Source organism: Streptomyces sp. NPDC056883 (assembly GCF_042788835.1).
GTDB classification, from domain to species: domain Bacteria; phylum Actinomycetota; class Actinomycetes; order Streptomycetales; family Streptomycetaceae; genus Streptomyces; species Streptomyces stoeckheimensis.
In genome coordinates this window covers 105,804-121,205 of record NZ_JBHUBS010000008.1, presented here as the reverse complement: position 1 = coordinate 121,205, position 15,402 = coordinate 105,804, and the positions used below count along the sequence as shown (strand labels likewise).

14 protein-coding genes are annotated in these 15,402 nt (G+C 73.6%); 6 read left to right on the top strand and 8 right to left on the bottom strand.

Annotation, left to right across the window (positions count from 1 at the left end):
• Positions 1-37: 37 nt before the first annotated feature.
• From ACFRU2_RS21140 to ACFRU2_RS21130, 3 genes are all read left to right on the top strand, one after another.
• Complete coding sequence (locus ACFRU2_RS21140; protein ID WP_382974199.1) at positions 38-1,408, top strand: serine-threonine protein kinase; 1,371 nt, start codon at positions 38-40, stop codon at positions 1,406-1,408.
• A gap of 152 nt (positions 1,409-1,560) precedes the next feature.
• Positions 1,561-2,229 carry a hypothetical protein gene (locus tag ACFRU2_RS21135; RefSeq protein WP_382974197.1) on the top strand — a complete coding sequence of 223 codons (669 nt, stop codon included), beginning with the start codon at positions 1,561-1,563 and terminating at the stop codon, positions 2,227-2,229.
• Positions 2,226-3,020, top strand: a complete 795-nt coding sequence (locus ACFRU2_RS21130) for a 3-keto-5-aminohexanoate cleavage protein (RefSeq protein WP_382974195.1) — start codon at positions 2,226-2,228, stop codon at positions 3,018-3,020. The genes ACFRU2_RS21135 and ACFRU2_RS21130 overlap by 4 nt, the downstream gene beginning before the upstream one ends.
• Here the strand turns inward: ACFRU2_RS21130 and soxR are convergent.
• Positions 2,998-3,444, bottom strand: a complete 447-nt coding sequence (soxR, locus tag ACFRU2_RS21125; RefSeq protein ID WP_382974192.1) for a redox-sensitive transcriptional activator SoxR — start codon at positions 3,442-3,444, stop codon at positions 2,998-3,000. The genes ACFRU2_RS21130 and soxR overlap by 23 nt on opposite strands.
• 113 nt (positions 3,445-3,557) lie before the next feature.
• Between soxR and ACFRU2_RS21120 the strand changes: the two genes are divergently transcribed.
• Positions 3,558-4,019, top strand: coding sequence for a MaoC family dehydratase (locus tag ACFRU2_RS21120; protein ID WP_250740308.1), 462 nt, complete (start codon positions 3,558-3,560; stop codon positions 4,017-4,019).
• On the opposite strand, the gene ACFRU2_RS21115 is transcribed toward ACFRU2_RS21120, so the two are convergent.
• The 3 genes from ACFRU2_RS21115 to ACFRU2_RS21105 form a co-directional block, all read right to left on the bottom strand.
• Positions 4,010-4,633: a TetR/AcrR family transcriptional regulator gene (locus ACFRU2_RS21115; RefSeq protein WP_382974189.1), complete on the bottom strand. Its 624-nt coding sequence runs from the start codon at positions 4,631-4,633 to the stop codon at positions 4,010-4,012. The two genes, ACFRU2_RS21120 and ACFRU2_RS21115, sit on opposite strands and share 10 nt — an antisense overlap.
• A gap of 63 nt (positions 4,634-4,696) precedes the next feature.
• Entirely contained in the window at positions 4,697-5,008 is a 312-nt protein-coding gene (locus ACFRU2_RS21110) for a YiaA/YiaB family inner membrane protein (RefSeq protein WP_250740306.1), read from the bottom strand.
• A gap of 94 nt (positions 5,009-5,102) precedes the next feature.
• On the bottom strand, positions 5,103-6,254 hold the full coding sequence (locus ACFRU2_RS21105) for an acyl-CoA dehydrogenase family protein (RefSeq protein WP_382974187.1): 1,152 nt from the start codon (positions 6,252-6,254) through the stop codon (positions 5,103-5,105).
• A gap of 80 nt (positions 6,255-6,334) precedes the next feature.
• On the opposite strand from ACFRU2_RS21105, the gene ACFRU2_RS21100 reads away from it, so the two are divergent.
• Positions 6,335-6,982: a TetR/AcrR family transcriptional regulator gene (locus tag ACFRU2_RS21100; RefSeq protein WP_382974185.1), complete on the top strand. Its 648-nt coding sequence runs from the start codon at positions 6,335-6,337 to the stop codon at positions 6,980-6,982.
• A 281-nt stretch (positions 6,983-7,263) separates the two neighbouring features.
• Here ACFRU2_RS21100 and ACFRU2_RS21095 read toward each other — a convergent pair whose 3' ends face one another.
• From ACFRU2_RS21095 to ACFRU2_RS21080, 4 genes are all read right to left on the bottom strand, one after another.
• On the bottom strand, positions 7,264-8,343 hold the full coding sequence (locus ACFRU2_RS21095; RefSeq protein WP_382974183.1) for a zinc-binding dehydrogenase: 1,080 nt from the start codon (positions 8,341-8,343) through the stop codon (positions 7,264-7,266).
• Between the two features lie 52 nt (positions 8,344-8,395).
• Entirely contained in the window at positions 8,396-9,808 is a 1,413-nt protein-coding gene (locus ACFRU2_RS21090; RefSeq protein WP_382974182.1) for an aldehyde dehydrogenase family protein, read from the bottom strand.
• Between the two features lie 89 nt (positions 9,809-9,897).
• On the bottom strand, positions 9,898-11,379 hold the full coding sequence (locus ACFRU2_RS21085; RefSeq protein ID WP_382974180.1) for a CitMHS family transporter: 1,482 nt from the start codon (positions 11,377-11,379) through the stop codon (positions 9,898-9,900).
• Between the two features lie 74 nt (positions 11,380-11,453).
• Entirely contained in the window at positions 11,454-13,709 is a 2,256-nt protein-coding gene (locus ACFRU2_RS21080; protein WP_382974178.1) for a molybdopterin oxidoreductase family protein, read from the bottom strand.
• A 269-nt stretch (positions 13,710-13,978) separates the two neighbouring features.
• On the opposite strand from ACFRU2_RS21080, the gene ACFRU2_RS21075 reads away from it, so the two are divergent.
• A complete protein-coding gene (locus tag ACFRU2_RS21075) occupies positions 13,979-15,388 on the top strand; it encodes an AMP-binding protein (RefSeq protein WP_382974176.1) in 1,410 nt (469 codons plus the stop codon).
• Positions 15,389-15,402 lie beyond the last annotated feature (14 nt).

Here is a 15,402-nt window from a genome sequence, read left to right as displayed (position 1 = left end):
ATGCTGCGGACAGGGACACGGCGTGGAGGGGGGCGTCATGGTGCACATCGGCGGGGCGGTGCCCGCGGGGGCTGCGGGGGCGACGGGGACGGCGGTGGGCATCGGGGCCCGCCCGTACGTGGAACTGACCTTCGACGCGCAGGGCGACGCGGGCCCGGGCGCCCGGGAGGCGGTCTTCGGGATCGAGGCCACGGACCTGCTGGTCTTCGCCCACGGATGGAACTCCGACCGGTCCACTGCGATCCGGCTCTTCGACCGGTTCTACGGCCCCTTCGCGGATCTGGTGGGGACCGGGGTGCGGCTGGGGTACGTGGGGGTCGTGTGGCCCTCGATCCGGTTCGCGGACGAGCCGATCCCCGACTTCGACGCCCGGGGCGCCGTGGAAGGTGCCGGGGAGGGTGCCGGGGAGCCGGGCCACGGAACGGCCCTGGACCCGGTCACCCGCAGGGCCCTCGGCGCGTTCTGGCCGGGGCGGGCGGCGGAGCTGGACCGGATCGCCGAGCTGCTGGAGGAACGGCCCACGCGGGAGGGCGACTTCACCGAGTTCGGTGCGCTCGTACGGGAGCTGGCCGGGGTGGACGGGGTGGGCACGGGCGACGATCTGGCGGCGGCCTTCGCCCCGCGCGAGGTGCCGGACTTCCTCGGTGGTGACGTCCTGCGGGTGTGCCGGGAGTTCACCGACGCCCTGGCCGAGGCGGGCGCCACCTTCCCCGGGGACTCCCCGGGCTTCTCGGCCGGCGGCGGGGTGCGGACGCTGTGGAGCGGCGCCAAGGAGGTGCTGCGCCAGGCCACGTACTACCAGATGAAGGCCCGGGCCGGGGTGGTCGGCGAGCACGGCCTCGGGCCGCTGCTGGCGGAGCTGGCCGGCCGCCGCCCGGCCCTGCGGGTGCACCTCATCGGCCACAGTTTCGGCGGCCGGGTGGTCTCCTTCGCACTGCGCGCACTGCCGTCCGGGGCCCGGAACGTGAAGTCCCTGACCGTCCTCCAAGGGGCCTTCTCCCACTACGCGTTCGCCGACAGCCTGCCGCACGACCGGGGGCGCGGGGGCGCCCTGCGCGGACTGCAGGACAGGGTCGACGGTCCGCTGACGGCCTGCCATTCCCCCTACGACTCCTCCCTCAAGGTGTTCTACCCGCTGGCCTCCCGGATGGCCGGAGATTCGGCCGGTCTGCTCGGTTTCGACGAGCGGTGGGGCGCGATCGGGCACGACGGGGTGCGGGGGGTGCCGGGAACCCCGCGGCTGACGCTGGACGCGGCACTGCGCGACGGCCTGCCCGCCGCGGGCTGCGTGAGCGTGGACGCGGGCTCCGTGGTCCGCCGCGGCGGGGCTCCGTCGGGGGCGCACAGCGACATCTGCCACGAGGAGCTGGCCCGGCTGGTGGTGGTCGCGGGGCGCATGGGGCGCTGAGTTCCGGCCATGTGCCACCCGTACGCCTCGACCGCCCCCGCATGCGCCCGCACCGGGCCGGGCATGTTGGGCACACGGCGCCGGTCCTGTGGGGAACACAGCGCGGCGGGCACGGCGCCCGGTGCTGGGCGCTCTGCGGAGGTGAAGGTGTGATGGCGGGATTCCGGAGTCTGGCCCATCAGGTGCGCGACGCGCGCAACGACAGGGCCCTGCGGCGCCATTCGCTGCGGCGCTGTCTGGAGCGGTTCGCCCCGTACGGGCACCGCGCGACCTGGTGGCACCTGTGCGACCGGCACGGCATCGGTCCCGAGGACCGGGCGGCCGACCCCTCGCGGCTGGTGGCCGCGCTGGAGGAGCTGGAGGAGGCGCGGGCGGTCTGGCTGGAGTACGAACGGCAGTTCGCGGCGCGCCGTCGGCGCGAGAAGCACGACGGGCTGCGGCGGCCCGAGTGGGCATGGAGCGGCAGCGGGGACGCGGTGGTGCGGTGCGCCGATCCGGGTGTGCGGCCGCAGGGGGCGCTGGGCGAGGTGTTGAGACGGCTGGTGGACGCGCTGGAGTCGGAGCCGGGGACGGGGTGTCCGGTGTGCGGGGCGCGGGAGTTGCACTGGCCGGTGCGGGTGCCTCCGGCGGTGGCGGCGAAGGCGGTGGCCCGGGCGTCGGGCCCCGCCCAGGCCGGCGGGGCCGGAGGGCCGGCCGGCTCCCCCTCCAACGCCGGGTGGGCGTGGGACGGGCCGGTGTGCGCGGGCTGCGGAATCGTGGTGCCGAGACCGGCGCTCGCGGACACGGCCCTCCAGGGGGCCGATCTGGCGGGCGCGGCGTGAGCGGGTCCTCGGCGGGGGCCGGAGCGGGAGCCGGGGCCGGGGCGGAGCCGACTCTGGTGGTGTCGCTGAACGGGGCTCGGGGCGCCGCCGACGGGGCGGCCGTCCCCATGAGCCCCGGGGATCTGGTGGATGCCGCGCGGGCGGCGGTGGCCGCGGGGGGCCGGGAGGTGCTGGTTCATGCGCGCACGCCGTGTGGCCGCGAGAGCCTCTCGCCCCGGGTGGTGGGGCCGCTGCTGGAGGCCCTGCGCGACGCGGGCCTCGGGGCCGGGCCCGGCGGCGGGGTGGCCGTCTCCGTGGCCGTGAGCGTGGGGTCCGAGCCGGATCACGCGGGGCGGTCGGCGCGGGTGCGGAGCTGGACGGTGCTGCCCGACCGGGCGGTGGTGCGGTTCGCGGAGCCGGGAGCCCGGGAACTCGCCGAAGAGCTGCTGGAGCGCGGGGTGGCGGTGGACGCGGAGGTCCCGGTGGGCGGGTCGCCGGAGCCGCTGGCGCGGTTCCTGGCCTGGCCCGTACGGGACCCCGCGCGGGTCCGGCTCGTCGCCGAGCCGGCCTCCGCCGACCCGGGGCCGGTGGCCGAGCTGCTGCGCCGGCTGCCCCCGGTGCCGGTGCTGCTGTTCGGGCGGGGGCCGGCGGCCTGGCCGGTGCTGCGGCTGGCCGCGCGGTACGGCACCGGGGCGCGGATCGGCGTAGGAGACGTGCTGCACCTGCCGGACGGGCGGGCTGCGCGGTCGAACGCCGAGCTGGTCGCGGCGGCGGTCCGCGCACGGAACCTCACATCAGCCGGGAACCGGTGAGGCGTTCGCCGAAGACGTCGTCGGGGTTGGAGAGCGCACAGTTCTCCAGGGAGAGGCATCCGCAGCCGATGCAGTCGGTCAAGTGGTCGCGCAGGCGGCCGAGTTGGGCTATCCGCTGGTCGAGCTCGGCGCGCCAGCTCTCGGAAAGCCGGGCCCAGTCCTCGCGGTTGGGCGTGCGCCCTTCGGGGAGCTGGGCGAGTGCGTCGCGGATGCTGGCGAGGGGGATGCCGACGCGCTGGGCGGCCCGTACGAACGCCACGCGGCGCAGGGCGTCTCGGGTGTAGCGGCGCTGGTTGCCGGAGGTGCGGCGGCTGCTGATCAGGCCCTTGGTCTCGTAGAAGTGCAGTGCGGAGACGGCCGCGCCGCTGCGGGCGGACAGCTGGCCGACGGTGAGTTCATGGACCTTCTCGGGAATCTGCGGCACACCGCCGAGGGTAATCGGCCGGGCCGGGATTCGGTGCCCGGTACGTCGTTGACAGATCCACGACGGCCCCAGCATGCTGAGCAAGCGCTTATTCGCCAGGGAGAGGTACGGGTATGTCCGAGCCGAGGATCTTCACGTCCGCCGAGGAGCTCACCGCCGGGATCGGCGCACCGCTCGGCCCGAGCGACTGGCTGGAGGTGGACCAGAAGCGGATCGACCTCTTCGCGGACGCCACCGGGGACCACCAGTGGATCCACGTGGACCCGGAGCGGGCGGCGTCCGGACCCTTCGGCTCCACGATCGCGCACGGATACCTCACGCTGTCGCTGCTCCCGAGCCTGGTACCGCAGATCATGCGGGTCGAGGGCATGCGGATGGGCATCAACTACGGGGTGAACAAGGTGCGTTTCCCGGCGCCGGTGCCGGTCGGTTCGCGGCTGCGCGCGACCGCGCTGATCACCGAGGTGGTGGAGGCGGGCGGCGGAGTCCAGGTGTCGGCCACCGTGACGGTCGAGCGCGAGGGCGGCGACAAGCCGGTGTGCGTGGCCGAGTCGGTGTCCCGCTACTACTTCTGAACCGCGCCCACCATGCGGAGCACGAGGCCGGCGTAGAGCGCGCCGACCTCGTCGGGGGTGCGGCGGCCGTCCGCGCTGAACCAGCGGGCGACGTCGATACAGAGCGACAGCACGGCCAGGGTGGTGCCGGGGACGTCCGGGACGAAGAACTCACCGGCCGCGACGCCGTCGGCGAGGATGCGGCGGATGGCCGCGTCGCTCTGCCGGCGCAGGGCCACGATGTCGGAGCGGTGCTCCGGAGCGAGAGCATCGAGCTCGTACTGGACCACGCGCGCGGTGGTGTGATGGGCCGCATGCCAGCGCACGAAGGACCGTACGGCCGCGTCGAGCCGCTCCGCGGCGCTGCCGGGGCCGGAAGCCGCGGTGTCCAGGATCTCCAGGGCCTTGTCGTGGCCGATCCGGCTGATCCGGTGGAGCAGCTCTTCCTTGGTCTTGTAGTGGATGTAGAGCGCGGCCGGGCTCATGCCGGCCCGCCCTGCGATGTCCCGCGTGGTGGTGGCGTGGTACCCGCGCTCCGCGAAGGCCTCCACGGCGGCGACGAGCAGTCGCCGCGCGGCGTCGGGAGTGACCTCCGACCACGGCCGGTAGCCGCCGATCTCCTCCACGCTGTCCATCACTCGCTCACCCTCGTCGGCCTGTAGGAATGAACAGCTTACCGGAGGGTGGTGAGCAAGCGCTTAGCGATCCTGGGGAGTGGGCTGCTTCGGGACGGCGAAGGGATCGTAGCCCGTCATGATCTTCTCCATCCTGGCCTGGTCGACCCGGGTGACGATCTGGGTGACCTCCTGGCGGTCGCGGATCACCTTGGCCAGGGTGAAGGCCGAGGTGGTGAGGTAGAGGACCGCGATGCCGAGGAAGGCGCGGACCCAGCCGTTCGCCTCCAGGTTGTAGATCCCCAGGGCGACCGCGCCGATGGCGATGCCGAAGGAGGCGACGGCCTGGCCGTAGTAGGCGCCCGTGTTCTGCTGCTTGACCGGTGTCTCGTTCATGGGTCCAGCTTCGGGCGGGCGGGGCCGCCGCACATCCGTGCGCGTACTCACGTACGTACTCAGGAACTTCGGTCATCCCTGGGGAACTTCGGGCTCAGAAGGCGGAAACCCCCGTGCGGGCGCGGCCGATGAGGAGCTTCTGGATCTGACTGGTGCCCTCGTACAGGGTCATCACGCGGGCGTCGCGCAGCAGCTTGTCGGCCGGGTACTCGTCTATGTAGCCGTAACCGCCGTGCACCTGGAGGGCGTTGCTCGCGGCGCGGACGGCGGCCTCGGAGGCGAAGAGCTTGGCGGTCGAGGACTCGGTGGCGAAGGGCAGTCCGCGGTCGATCAGATCGGCGACCCGCCAGGTCAGCAGCCGGGCGGCGTCCACGTCCACGGAGATGTCGGCGATCAGCTCCTGGACCAGCTGGTGGTGGGCGATCGGCTTGCCGAACTGCTCGCGCTGGGCCGCGTAGGAGACGGCCGCGTCCAGTGCGGCCTGGGCGATGCCGACGCAGCCCGCGGCCACGGACATCCGGCCCTTGGCGAGGGCCGACATGGCGACGGAGAAGCCCTTCCCCTCGGGGCCGAGCATCGCGGAGGCGGGCACGCGCACGCCGTCGAGGGCGAGTTCGGCGGTGGCCTGGCCGCGCAGGCCCAGCTTGCCGTGGATCTCGCGGCGGGTCAGGCCCGGGGCGTCGGCGGGCACGAGGAAGGCGGAGATCCCGCGGTGGCCCGGCTCCTCGTTCGTGCGGGCGAAGAGCAGGACCACGTCGGCCCAGGTGCCGTTGGTGATGAACATCTTGCTGCCGCTGATCACGTACGCGTCGCCCTCGCGCCGGGCCCGGGTGGTGAGGGCGGCGGCGTCGGAGCCGGTACCGGGCTCGGTGAGCCCGAAGCAGCCGAGGGCTTCGCCCGAGCACAGGCGGGGCAGCCAGGCGCGCTTCTGCTCCTCGCTCCCCCAGGCGGCGACGGTCTTGGCGACCAGGCCCAGGGAGACGGAGACGATGCCGCGCACGGCGGAGTCCCCGCGGCCGAGCTCCTCGGTGACCAGGACGTAGGAGAGGTGGTCTCCGCCGGAGCCGCCGTACTCCTCGGGGACGGTCAGGCCGAGGAAGCCGACGGAGCCGAGCTTCTTCACGATGGCCCGGTCCACGCTCTCGGCGCGGTCCCACTCGGCGGCGTACGGAGCGATCTCGCGCTCGGTGAACGCGCGGGCGAGATCACGAACGGCGGACTGCTCCTCGCTGAGCTCCAGATTCACCGGGCACCTCCGGGTGGGGACGGGATCGACCGTTAATTACCACCGCTAGTTTAATTGCGGCAGGCCTTACTATGTGGCGCATGGCCAGACCGCGCAAGCCCCTCCTCAGCAGATCCCGCATCGTCGAGGCGGCCGGCGCTCTGGTGGACGGCGAGGGGCTGGAGGCCGTCTCCACGCGGCGGCTGGCGGCGGCGCTGGGGGTCAGCGGACCTTCGCTGTACAACCACTTCCGCACGAAGGACGAGATCCTGGACGCGGTCGCGGACGCGGTGAGCGCGCGGGTCGACCTGTCGATGTTCGACGCCGGGGACGGCCGGGAGTGGCAGGTCGCCCTGCGCGACTGGGCGCACTCGTACCGGGCCGCGCTGTCCGACCATCCGAACATCGTGCCGGTGCTGGCGCGGGGGCCGGGCCGCAGGCCGGCCGGACTGCGGGTGGCGGACGCCGTCTTCGGGGCCATGACCGCGGCCGGCTGGCCGCCGGCGCAGGCGACCCGGATCGGTGCGCTGATGCGGTACTTCATCCTCGGCTCGGCCGTGGCTTCCTTCGCCGGTGGTTTCGTCGACGACGAGGCGGCATACGACCCGTCGGACTATCCGCACCTGGGCCAGGCCCACCTGTTGGCGGAGCGCCGGCGCGAGGTGGACGAGGGCGCCTTCGAGACGGGCCTGGCGGCACTGCTGGACGGCCTGGCCCTCCAGTACGCAGCACTGCGGGAGCACGCCTGACGGGCGGCCGGCCTGGGGTCCTTCAGCCGTGCGGCCCCAGAGGCCCGGGGTTCGGGCCTTTCCAGCCGTCCGGCGCTTGAGGACCGGGGTCCGGTCCTTCCAGCCGTCCGGCGTTTGAGGACCGGGGTCTGGGGCGGAGCCCCAGGGGGTCCGGGCGCAGCCCGGGACCCCCTTCCAGCCCGTCCGGCGTTTGAGGACCGGGGTCCGGGCAGCGCCCGGGGAACGGTGGAAGGGCGGGTAGGGGAACTCCGCCCCGCGGCCACCCGGGGCCCGGCCGGGCCCTAGAAGATCACCAGGGAGCGGCCGCCCTTGCCCGCGAGCATCGCGTCGAAGGCCGCCGGGATGCCGTCGAGGGTGATGCGGTCCGTGACGAGCGCGCCGAGGTCCATGCGGCCGGCCAAGACGTGGGCGGCGATCACCGGGAGGTCGCGGGCGGGGTCGCTGTTGCCGTAGACGCAGCCGGTGAGGGTGCGGGCGAAGTGGAAGATCTCCAGGGCGTTGAAGGTGACCTGCTGTTCCTTGCCGCCGATGCCGACGACCGTCGTACGGCCGCCGCGCCGGGTGGATTCCCAGGCGGCCCGGATGCTCGCCGCCCGGCCGGCGCACTCGACGGCCACGTCCGCGCCGTGGCCGCCGGTGAGCGCGCGGATGTCCTTGGCGGTCGTCTCGGAGGCGAGCAGGAACTCCGTGGCCCCCGCCGCCCGGGCCAGTTCCTCCTTGTCCGGGGAGACGTCCACGGCCACGATCGGGCCCGTCGTCGCGATCCGGGCCGCCTGCAGGGCGGCCAGACCCACGCCGCCGACTCCGAAGACGGCCACCGACTCGCCGGGGCGGACCTGGGCGCTGTGGTGGACCGCTCCGTAGCCGGTGAGGACCGCGCAGCCGAGCAGCGCGGCCTCGGCGAGCGGGATCCCGGCGGGGGCGGGCAGGACGCAGTTGGCCGCGACGACCGTCTCCTCGGCGAAGGCGGCCACGTTCAGCCCGGGGTGCAGCTCGGCGCCCAGGGCGTCGTGGGCGTACACCGCGCCGACCCCGGTGAGCGCCTTGGCGCAGAGCCAGACCTCGCCGATCGAGCAGTGGTGGCACTGCCCGCAGGACGGGGCCCAGTTGAGCACCACCCCGTCGCCGGGCGCGACGTGGGTGACCCCTTCGCCGACGGCGAGGACCGTGCCCGCGCCCTCGTGGCCGAGGACGGCGGGTACGGGGACCCGCATGGTGCCGTTGGTGAGGGAGAGGTCGGAGTGGCAGACACCGGCGGCGGCGAGCCGCACCCGGACCTGGCCGGGGCCGGGTTCGGGCAGCACGATGTCCCGTATCTCCAGGGGGGCTCCGACGGCGGGCAGGATGGCGGCGCGGACCATGTTCGTCGTCTCCGTGTGTGCGTTGCGGGGCTGGAACCGTGGGGGTGCGGGTCTAGAACTGCAGGGACTTGGTCTGGAGGTACTCGGCGAGGCCGTGCGGGCCCAGCTCGCGTCCCACGCCCGACTTCTTGTACCCGCCGAAGGGTGCGAGCGGGTTGAAGCGGCCGCCGTTGATGTCCACCTGGCCGGTGTCCATCAGGCGGGCGAAGGCCACGGCCGTCGCCTCGTCGGCAGCCCAGACCGCCCCGCCCAGCCCGTAGTCCGTGCCGTTCGCGATGGCCAGGGCCTCGTCCTGGTCCGCGTAGGGCAGGATCGACAGCACGGGACCGAAGATCTCCTCCCGGGCGATGGTCATCTCGGGCGTGACGTCGGCGAACACGGTCGGGGCGATGAAGTACCCCTGCTCGTGCGGCGCCTCGGGCCCGCCCGCGACGAGGCGCGCACCCTCCTCCACGCCCTGGGTGATGAAGCCGCGGACGCGGTCGCGCTGCTTGGCGCTGACGACCGGGCCGAGGCGGGTGCCCGGGTCGAGGGGGTCGCCTGAGGCGTACTTGGCCGCGGCGGCGGCCGCGAGGGAGACCGCCTCCTCGTACTCGTCCCGGTGGACGAGCATGCGGGTGAGCGCGTTGCAGCTCTGGCCGGAGTTGTTCATGACGTGGCCCACGCCCGCGGCGACGGCCTTGGCGAGGTCGGCGCCGGGCAGGATGACATTGGCCGATTTGCCGCCCAGTTCCAGGGCGACCCGCTTGACGGCGGCGCCGGCCGTGGCGCCGATCTGCTTGCCGACGGCGGTGGAACCGGTGAAGGAGACGAGGTCGACTCCCTCGTGCGCGGCCAGGGCCTGGCCGGTGACCGGGCCGGTGCCGGTCACCAGGTTGAAGACCCCCGCGGGGATCCCCGCCTCGTGCACGGCTTCGGCGAAGAGCTGTGCGGTCAGCGGCGTGTCCTCGGCGGGCTTGAGGACGATGGTGCAGCCTGCGGCGAGAGCGGGTGCCACCTTGGCGACGATCTGGTGCAGCGGGTAGTTCCAGGGGGTGATCGCCCCGACGACGCCGACCGGCTCCAGCAGCACGGTCGAGTTCCCGATCCGCTCCTCGAAGGCGTACGAGGCCCCGAGCTCGGCGTAGGAGGAGGCCACGGCGATCGGCGCCCCAACGTGGACCATCTCCGAGAACCCCAGCGGCGAGCCGAGCTCGGCGGTGATGGTCTCGGCTATCTCCCCCTTGCGGGCGACCAGCACGTCGCGCAGGGCCCCGATGAGGGCGGCCCGCTCGGCCGGAGGCGTGGCCGCCCAGGCCGGGAAGGCCGCGCGGGCCGCGCGTACGGCCGCGTCCACGTCCTCGGGCGTTCCGGCCGGGACCGAGGCGATGGGCCGCTCGTCGGCCGGGTTCAGGACCTCGATGCGGCCGTGGCCGAGGGCGGCCCGCCACTCGCCGCCGATGTACATCCCGTCATGGGCCTTCATGGCAATCCTCCCGAGCACGCACGATCCTGACGTCGCCAACACCCTACAAACTAGCGCCGGTAGTTTTGTGTCGCCAGGGGCGGGCGGGGTCAGATGATGCCGAAAAGCATCCCTGCCGCCAGGACCACCAGGGAGGTCAGGGCCGCCCATTTCACGGTGAACCGGGTGTGGTCGCCGAATTCGACCTTGGCCATGCCCACGAGGACGTAGACGGCCGGAACAAGCGGGCTCGACATGTGCAGGGCCTGACCGACCAGGGAGGCGCGGGCGATTTCGAGCGGGGAGACCCCGTGGGCGGCGCCGGCCTCGGCGAGGACCGGCAGGACGCCGAAGTAGAAGCCGTCATTGGACATGAAGTAGGTGAGGGGGAGGCTGAGCAGGCCGGTGACCAGGGCCATGTGCGGGCCCATGCCCTCGGGGATCGCGCCGACGAGCCAGTCGGCCATGTGCTTGACCATGCCGGTGCCGGTGAGGACGCCGGTGAAGACGGCGGCGGCGAAGACCATTCCGGCGACGTTCAGGACGTTCTCGGCGTGGGCGGCGATCCGGGCCTTCTGGTCGGGCATGTGGGGGAAGTTGACGGTGAGGGCGAGGGCGGCCCCCAGGAGGAAGAGCACCGGGATCGGGAGCAGTTCCATGATCATGGCGGTGAGCAGGGCGACGGTGAGGCCCGCGTTGAACCAGTAGAGGCGGGGACGCAGGGTCGGGCGGTGCGGGTCGAGGCCCTGGAAGCCGTCCTCGGCGGGGGTGGCGCCTTCGGTCTGGGTGACGCCGTCGGCGGGGGCGGCGCCTTCGGTGGGGGCGTGCGGGGCGGGGGCGTGCGGGGCGGGTCCCGTGGAGCGGGGGGACGGGAGGGAGGCCCCGGGGCTCCCGGCGGCGGCCGGGCCGCTGCCGGCCGCGACCAGGAGTTCCCCGGCCGGCTCCGCCGACCGCTCGGTGCCGGCGGGGAGGGTCAGCAGGCCGAGGCGGCGGCGTTCCTTGAGGCCGAGGACGTAGGCCAGGACGAAGACGAAGAGCAGGCCCACCGCGAGCGCGGGGATCATCGGTACGAAGATGTCGGCGGCGTCGAGCTTGAGCGCGGTGGCGGCGCGGGCCGTGGGGCCGCCCCAGGGCAGGGTGTTCATGACGCCGTTGGCGGTGGCCGCGACTCCGGTCATGACCACCAGGCTCATCCCGAGGCGCTTGTAGAGCGGGTACATCGCCGAGACGGTGATCATGAAGGTGGTCGAGCCGTCGCCGTCGAGCGAGACGATGGCGGCGAGGACGGCGGTGCCGACCACGACGCGCATCGGGTCGGCCCTGCAGAAGCGCAGGATGCCGCGCACGATCGGGTCGAAGAGGCCGACGTCGATCATCACGCCGAAGTAGACGATGGCGAACATCAGCATGGCGGCGGTCGGCGCGAGCTTGCCGACTCCGTCGATGACGTAGCCGCCGAGCTGCGCGCCCTGTCCGGCGAACACGCAGAAGAGCGCGGGGATGAGGACGAGCGCCGCGATGGGCGACATTTTCTTCAGCATGATCAGGACCAGGAAGGTCGCGATCATGGCGAAGCCGAGGAAGGTCAGCATGTGGGGGAACCTAGGCGCCTCCTCCTGGGGCCAACAAGACGTCCACGCGTGAGCAATACGAGCAAAACCCCAGCTCAGGGGATGGGTGTCAGTTCGACGGGGAAACCGTTGAGCACGGCCGTACCGGAGAGCGGGTCGAGTCGGCTGCCGTCGAGGAGCTGGTTGACGTTGACTCCGGGCACCGCCCCGGCCACCGACAGGCGGGTGCCGGGGCGGTCGTGGCCCCAGCCGTGCGGGAGGCTCACGACTCCGGTGCGGAGGGTGTCGGTGACCTCCACGGGAACCTCCAGGCTGCCGCCGTCGGCGGTGATCCGGGCCGGGTGGCCGTCGGTGAGGCCGAGCCGGGCGGCATCGTCCGGGTGGACCTGCAGGGTGCAGCGGTTGGAGCCTCCGGCGAGGGCCGGAACGTTGTGCAGCCAGCTGTTGTTGGACCGCAGGTGGCGGCGGCCCACGAGCACCAGGGCGGCGGGGCGGTCGGTGAGCGTCCCGCGCAGCCTGGGGAGTTCGGCCGCGATCGGGTCCGGGAGGAGCTCGATCCTGCCGCTGCGCGTCCTCAGCAGGCCGGGGAGCCGGGGGCGCAGCGGGCCCAGGTCGATTCCGTGCGGGTGGGCGCGGAGCCGCTCCAGTCCGAGGCCGTCGCCGAGGCCGTCGCCGTCGCCGTCGCCGTCGGAGGCCGCGGCGAACCGGTCTCCGTAGGGGCCGAGCCGGAGCATCAGGTCGAGGCGGCGCTCGGGGCCGCTGCCGCCCGCGAGCAGCCCGGCGAGGCGCGCCGGATCCTGTCCGCGCAGCGGAGAGTCCGGGTCGGCGCACTCCCGGGCGAGGGTGGCCCCGATGGCCAGGTCGTCCACGGCTCCCGGGTCGGTTCCGTGCATGCCGGAGACGGCGAGCACGAGACGGGCGTGGATCTCGCACTCGTCCATGCGCCCGTCTTCGAGCGGGACGGCGGGCGGCGAATAGCGGACCTGGTTGCGGATGGCGAAGGTGTTGAAGGAGAAGTCGAAGTGGGCGCTCTGCGAGGGCGGCGCGGGAGGCAGGACTACGTGGGCGTGGCGCGAGGTCTCGTTGAGGTAGGGATCGATGCTGACCATGAAGTCGAGCCCGGCCAGGGCCGCGTCGAGGCGCCGGCCGTCGGGGGCGGACAGCACGGGGTTGGCCGCGATGGAGACGAGGGCCCGGATCCGCCCCTCCCCCGGGGTGTCGATCTCCTCCGCCAGCGCGGCCAGCGGGAGTTCGGCCTTGGCCTCGGGGTGGCCGCTGACCCGGCTGTGCCAGCGCCCGAGGCCGAAGCCCTTGCCGGGTCCGGCCGGCCGGGGTGCGCGGTCGGTCGCGGACAGCGGGAACAGGGCTCCGCCGGGCCGGTCGAGATTGCCCGTCAGGACGTTCAGCACGTCGACCAGCCAGCTGGCGAGCGTGCCGTACTCCACGGTGCAGCTGCCGATCCGCCCGTAGACGGCGGCGGTCGGCGCGGCCGCGAGATCCCGGGCGAGCGCGCGGATCTCCTCGGCCGTGAGGTCGCAGGCGGGGGCAACGGCCTCGGGAGTGAAACCACCGAGCGCTTCGGAAAGTTCCCCGAGGCCCTGCGCGTGTTCCGCGAGCACGCCCGGATCGGTCAGCTCCTCCGCGAGCAGGGTGTGGGCCAGGGCGGCGAGCAGCAGCGCGTCGCTGCCGGGGCGCGGCGCGAGGTGGCGGTCGGCGAGCTTGGCGGTACGGGTGCGGCGCGGGTCGACGACGACGAGGGTGCCGCCCCGTGCGCGCAGCGCCTTGAGCCGGCCGGGGAAGTCGGGTGCGGTGCACAGGGAGCCGTTGGACTCGACCGGGTTCGCGCCGAGGAGCAGGAGGAAGTCCGTGCGGTCGAGGTCCGGGACGGGAATGGCGAAGGGATCCCCGAAGAGCAGGCCGCTGGAGACGTGTTTGGGCATCTGGTCGAGGGTGCTGGCGGTGAAGAGGTTGCGGGTGCCAAGGGCCTTGAGGAGCAGCGGCGGGTAGAGCTGGCCGGCCATGGTGTGGACGTTCGGGTTGCCGAGGACGACGCCGACGGACTGGGGCCCGTACGCCCGCACGAGGGCGGGGACCGCGTCGGCGATGGCCTGGAAGGCCTCCTCCCAGGTGGCCTCGCTGAGCCGGCCGTCGCGTCGCACGAGGGGGGTGCGCAGCCGGTCGGGGTCGGCGTCGAGGCCACCGAAGGCGGCGCCCTTGGGACAGATGAAACCGCGGCTGAACACGTCGTCACGGTCCCCTCGGGCCCCGGTGACGGTGGTGCCTTCGATGGTGAGCGTGAGGCCGCAAGTGGCCTCGCAGAGGGGGCAGATGCGCAGGGCGGTGCGGGGCATGGGCCCTCCAGGGGCAGCAGGCTGCGGCACGGGGCACGGGCGCCGGACCCGCGCGAGCGGCACCGAGCATACCGACCGGTAGGCACGGTGGGGAGGGTCTGCGGCACACCGAATCCGGGGAGGGGGTGCGGGGGCTGCCGCCGCCCCGCGCCCCGACCGTTCTCCCCCCTGGTCAGCTGCGCCCTTTGGTCCTTCTGCTGACGCAATTCGGCGCCCTTGGTCGGGAAAGCGCATTGCCCCTCCCGCGTGGGGACGGTTTGGATTGCCGGATGACATCCACGCTCGACGGCTGTACGCCCTGGCCCGAGGAATTCGTCGACTACTACTGGGCGTCCGGCCACTGGCGGGGCAACACGCTGGACAACCTGCTGCGCGGCTGGGCCCTGCAGTACGGACCGCGGACCGCGCTCGTCCACGGCGACACCCGCATCACGTACGCGGCCCTGAACCGCCGCGTGGGCCGGATGGCCGCCGGGTTCCGGCTGCGCGGCCTGCGGTCCGGGCAGCGGGTCCTCGTCCAGCTGCCCGCCCTTCCCGAGCTCGTCGTCACCGTGTTCGCCCTGATGCGCGCCGGCGCGGTCCCCGTGCTCTGCCCGGTCTCGCACCGCGCGCCCGAGGTGTCCCACGTGGTCCAGGTCTCCGAGGCCACCGGCTACGTCGGCCCCTCGACGTACCGGGGCTTCGACCACACGGCGATGGCCGCCGAGATCGCGGCGCAAGGCCCCTTCCTGCGCCGGGTGTTCACCTTCGAGCCGCCGGGCACCTCGGACCCGTACGGCGGCTTCACGACCGACACGGCGGGCTGCCACTACTTCCCGCTGGACTCCCTCGACTCGCCGCCCGAACCGGCGCTCGCACTGACCGCCGGCCAGGTGGCGTTCTTCCTGCTCTCCGAGGGTCCCGGCGGGGCGCCCGAGCTGGTTCCGCGCACCCACAACGACTACGCCTACCAGGCGCGGGCCGCGGCCGAGCTGGTGTCGCTCACCCAGGACGACGTGTACCTCGCCGCGCTGCCCTCCGACCTCAACCTCGCCTTCGGCGGCCCCGGCATCATCGGCACGCTGACCGTCGGCGGCACCGTCGTCCTGGTGGAGGACCAGGAACCCGCCGCGTACCTGGAGGCCGTCGAGCGCGAGCGGGTCACCGTCGCCGCCCTGACGCCGGCCGCGGCCCGGCACTGGCTCGACGCGCGTGCCGGGGCCGGAGCGGGAGCAGGAGCCGGAGCCTGGGCCGGAGCCGACGTGAGCAGCCTGCGCCTCGTGCAGATCGGCGGCAACACCCCGCCCCTGGAGCGCGCGACCGCCGAACGGGTGTCCGTCGAGTGGGACTGCCGCCTCCAGCAGGTCTTCGCCGCGCCCGAAGGGATGCTCGCCCTCACCCGGCCCGACGATCCGGACGAGACCGTGCTCACCACGCAGGGCCGTCCGCTCTCCCCCGACGATCAGATCCGTGTCGTGGACGCCGACGGCAAGGAACTCCCGGACGGGGAGCCGGGCGAACTCCTGGCCCGCGGTCCCTACACCGCCCGCGGCTACTACCGGGCCCCCGGCCTCAACGCGCGCTCCTTCACCCCCGACGGGTACCTGCGCACCGGCCTCCTCGCGCGGCGCACGCCGGACGGCAACCTGGTGGTGGCCGGCCGCCTCGAAGGGACCGTACAGCCGCTCGACCTGGGGTGATCCCCCGTCCGGGC